Below are 4,403 nucleotides of genomic sequence, written 5' to 3'. Positions count from 1 at the left end.
GCCGACGCAGTCGGCGGGCTAAGTTCCCCTCCACCACCGGCTGCGCCGGCGGTCCCCCTCCCCGAGCAAGCTCGGGGAGGATTTGAGAACAATCTGCTCGCCCTCGCCGTCGAGTGCGCTCGTCAGCGCGCGACCTTGGGCGAGATTTCCTCGGCGATGGAGGACGTATTCGGGCGCTACGGCACCAAGCCGACCCCGGTATCGGGCGTCTATGGCGGCGCCTATGACCAGGATGCGCGCTGGGAGAATCTGCTGGCAGGCGTCGCCGCGACCGAGCGCCGGCTCGGCCGCCGCCCACGCATGCTCGTCGCCAAGATGGGGCAGGACGGGCATGATCGCGGCGCCAATCTGGTCAGCTCGATGTTCGGCGATCTCGGCTTCGAGGTGGTGCCGGGGCCCTTGTTCCAGACGCCCAAGGAAGCCGCGATGCTCGCGCTCGACAGCGATGTCGACGTGGTCGGCGCATCGAGCCTCGCCGCCGGTCACAAGACGCTGATCCCCGAATTGATCGGCCATCTGCGCGATGCCGGCCGCGCCGACATCAAGGTGATCGCCGGCGGCGTGATCCCGGCGCAGGATTACGACTTCCTGCGCGATGCGGGGGTCCAGGCGATCTTCGGCCCCGGCACCAACCTGATCAAGGCAGCGGAGGACGTGCTTCGTCTGCTCGGCCACAATATGCCCCCTGAAGAAGAGGCTGCGGAATGAGTGAAGGTACAACAGCATCCCCCTCCCGCTCGCGGGAGGGGTTAGGGGAGGGCGTGTCGTCCTCCACTAACCAACAGGCCCTCCCCCAGCCCCTCCCGCAAGCGGGAGGGGAGAAGAGATGGACCCGCGATGAAATCGCGGCCCTGTTCGACCTTCCCTTCACCGAACTCGTGTTCCGCGCGGCGGAGGTGCATCGCGCGCATCACGCGGCGAACGAGGTGCAGCTCTCGACCCTGCTGTCGATCAAGACCGGCGGCTGCCCCGAGGATTGCGGCTATTGCTCGCAAAGCGCGAGCCACGAGACGGGGCTCAAGGCGACCAAGCTGATGGACGTCCGCGCGGTGCTGCAGGCGGCGGCTGAGGCCAAGGACAATGGCTCGTCGCGCTTCTGCATGGGTGCGGCGTGGCGCAATCCCAAAGACAAGGACATCCCCGCGCTCGTCCAGATGGTGAAGGGCGTACGCGAGATGGGGATGGAGACCTGCATGACGCTCGGCATGCTGACGCCCGACCAGGCGCAGGCTTTGGGCGAGGCCGGGCTCGATTATTACAACCACAATATCGACACGAGCCCGGAGAATTACGCCAACGTCATCTCGACGCGCAGCTTCGAGGATCGGATCGAGACGCTGGAGAATGTCCGCGGCGCGGGGATCAACGTGTGCTGCGGCGGCATCGTCGGGATGGGCGAGACGCGTGCCGACCGCGTCGGCTTCATCCACGCGCTCGCCAGCCTGCCGGTCCATCCCGAGAGCGTGCCGATCAATGCGCTCGTCCCGGTCAAGGGCACGGTGCTCGGCGACATGCTGGCCGACACGCCGCTCGCCAAGATCGACGATATCGAGTTCGTGCGGACGGTGGCGGTCGCGCGGATCACCATGCCGGAGAGCATGGTCCGCCTGTCGGCCGGTCGCGAAAGCATGTCGGAAGCGGCGCAGGCCTTGTGCTTCCTCGCCGGCGCCAATTCGATCTTCACTGGTGAGAAGCTGCTGACGACGGGCAATGCCGGCGAGGACAAGGATGCGGCGTTGTTCGCGAAGCTTGGGCTGAGTCCGATGGCGGCCGAGCAGCGTGACGTGCTGGAGGCGGCGGAGTGACCGACGTTGATTGGGAAACCTGGCTTCTGGAAGACGCGAGCCCTCCAATTATCGAAAAGATGACCGATCGAGGCGAGGACGCGCTGTCACCGATAGAACGGCTGACATACTGCGTCTGGGTCGCCGACTACGGAATGCGCAACGCCGGCGATCTGGAAACGGCGGCAGATTTGCATCCGCAATTCAAGCCGGAGGCCGCGGCGATCGCCGCAAGCCTCCAGCTCTCTAAGACGACTGAACTGTTCAATTTGAGCGATGACGAGTTGGAGCAGGTCTATTTCGACCGTTTTGACGAACTCTGCACCGAAATTTCGGAGGCGCTCGGCGTGCCTCCTCAAATCAACTAGATCAGGAACGGGGAAAAGCGTGTTCAAGAAAATCCTGGTCGCCAATCGCGGCGAGATCGCCTGCCGCGTGTTCCGCACCGCGAAGAAGATGGGGATCGCCACCGTAGCGGTCTATTCGGACGCCGATGCGCGCAGCCCGCATGTGTTGATGGCCGATGAAGCGGTGCGGCTCGGCCCGGCGCCGGCGGCGGAATCGTACCTGAAAGCCGACCTGATTCTCGACGCGGCCAAAATCACCGGCGCCGACTGCATCCACCCAGGTTACGGCTTCCTGTCCGAGCGCGAAAGCTTCGCCAAGGCCTGCGCTGAGGCCGGCATCGCGTTCGTCGGCCCGCCGCCCAACGCGATCGCGGCGATGGGTGACAAGATCGAATCGAAGAAGCTCGCCAAGGCGGCGGGGGTCAATGTCGTGCCCGGTTTCCTCGGCGAGATCGCGGACACCGATGAGGCAGTGAAGATCGCCTCCGACATCGGCTATCCGGTGATGATGAAGGCCTCGGCCGGCGGCGGCGGCAAAGGCATGCGGCTCGCCTGGAGCGAGCAGGACGTGCGCGAAGGGTTCGAGGCGACCAAGCGCGAAGGCCTCGCCTCGTTCGGCGACGACCGCGTGTTCATCGAGAAGTTCATCGAAAGCCCGCGCCATATCGAGATCCAGGTGCTCGGCGATCAGCACGGCAACATCGTCTATCTGAACGAACGCGAATGCTCGGTGCAGCGCCGCCACCAGAAAGTGGTCGAGGAAGCGCCGTCGCCCTTCGTGTCGCACGAGATGCGCCGCAAGATGGGCGAGCAGGCGGTCGCGCTGGCGCGTGCGGTCGGCTATTATTCGGCCGGCACCGTCGAGCTGATCGTGTCGGGCGCCGACACCTCTGGGGAGGGTTTCTACTTCCTCGAAATGAATACCCGGCTCCAAGTCGAACATCCGGTGACCGAGGAGATTACCGGCCTCGATCTGGTCGAGCAGATGATCCGCGTCGCGGCAGGCGAGAAGCTTTCGTTCGGGCAGCAGGACGTCAAGATCGACGGCTGGTCGATCGAGAACCGCGTCTATGCCGAGGACCCCTATCGCGGCTTCCTGCCCTCGATCGGTCGGCTGGTGCGCTACAAGCCGCCGGCAGAATCCCCCTCCCGCTCGCGGGAGGGGCTAGGGGAGGGCGTGTCCGCAAACGACGCACTTTCCGCGACAAGCCCTCCCCCGACCCCTCCCATAAATGGGAGGGGAGAAGAGGGCCGCACCCGCGTCGACGACGGCGTCCTCGAAGGCGGCGAGGTCAGCATGTTCTACGACCCGATGATCGCCAAGCTAATCACCTGGGCGCCGACGCGCGAGGAGGCGATCGATCGCCAGATCGCGGCGATCGACGAATTCGTGATTGAAGGACCCGGCAACAATCTCGATTTCCTGTCGGCGCTGATGCAGCATCCGCGTTTCCGCGACGGCGCGCTGACCACCGGTTTCATCGCCGAGGAATATCCCGACGGCTTCCACGGCGCGCCGGCCTCGCCCGATCTGCTCAAGGCATTGGCCGCGGTCGCCGCCTTCGCCGCGACCGCGGAGGCCGATCGCGCGCGGCGGATCGATGGCCAGCTCGGCAAGCGCCTGCGCCCGCCATCGGCCTGGACGGTACGGATCGACGGCACGGACCATCAGGTCGACATCTCGACCGACGGGGTGGTCGTCGATGGCGACGATCTCGACCTAGCGCTCGAATATACGCCCGGCGATCATATCGTGACGGCCGAGCTCGGCGACGAGGATCTGACGGTGCGGATCGCGCGGACGCGCGCCGGCTTCCGGCTGACGACCCGCGGCGCCTCGCATGTCGCGCGCACTCTGCCCGCGCATGTCGCGCCTTATGCCGCGCACCTGATCGAGAAGATCCCGCCCGATTTGTCCAAATTCCTGATCGCGCCGATGCCAGGTCTGCTCGTGCGGCTCGACGTCAAGCAAGGCGACCTGGTCCAGCCGGGCCAGCCGCTGGCGGTGGTCGAAGCGATGAAGATGGAGAATATCCTGCGCGCCGAAAAGGCGGCGACGGTGAAGTCCGTGGAGGCCAAGACCGGCGACAGTCTCGCGGTCGATCAGGTCATCCTGGAGCTCGAATAAGCGGATTTGGACCACTAGAGCCGATCGATTCAGACGGCACGTGTCGACTGTTTTTCAATCCTCCCCAGCCAGGGGGAGGTGGCGCCGAAGGCGACGGAGGGGGCGGACGGCCGCTCACCCGCCGTCGTGCTTCCTCCCCCCCCC

General features: G+C 65.6%; 4 protein-coding genes. All 4 read left to right on the top strand.

Annotated elements, in window-relative coordinates:
- Positions 1-708 (top strand): cobalamin-dependent protein (locus SPR01S_RS20615; RefSeq protein ID WP_174531918.1); only part of this gene is annotated, 708 nt, incomplete at its 5' end.
- A gap of 134 nt (positions 709-842) precedes the next feature.
- Complete coding sequence (gene bioB, locus SPR01S_RS20610; RefSeq protein WP_245662160.1) at positions 843-1,805, top strand: biotin synthase BioB; 963 nt, start codon at positions 843-845, stop codon at positions 1,803-1,805.
- The gene (locus SPR01S_RS20605; RefSeq protein ID WP_066593619.1) at positions 1,802-2,152 is read left to right on the top strand and encodes a hypothetical protein; all 351 of its coding nucleotides are present in this window, start codon (positions 1,802-1,804) and stop codon (positions 2,150-2,152) included. The genes bioB and SPR01S_RS20605 overlap by 4 nt, the downstream gene beginning before the upstream one ends.
- Before the next feature lie 19 nt (positions 2,153-2,171).
- A complete protein-coding gene (locus SPR01S_RS20600; RefSeq protein ID WP_066593617.1) occupies positions 2,172-4,259 on the top strand; it encodes an acetyl-CoA carboxylase biotin carboxylase subunit in 2,088 nt (695 codons plus the stop codon).
- The last annotated feature ends 144 nt before the right edge of the window (positions 4,260-4,403 follow it).

Source organism: Sphingomonas pruni NBRC 15498 (assembly GCF_001598455.1).
Taxonomy (GTDB): domain Bacteria; phylum Pseudomonadota; class Alphaproteobacteria; order Sphingomonadales; family Sphingomonadaceae; genus Sphingomonas; species Sphingomonas pruni.
Note: the sequence above shows the minus strand (reverse complement) of the source record. Positions and strands in the feature narration are given on the sequence as shown.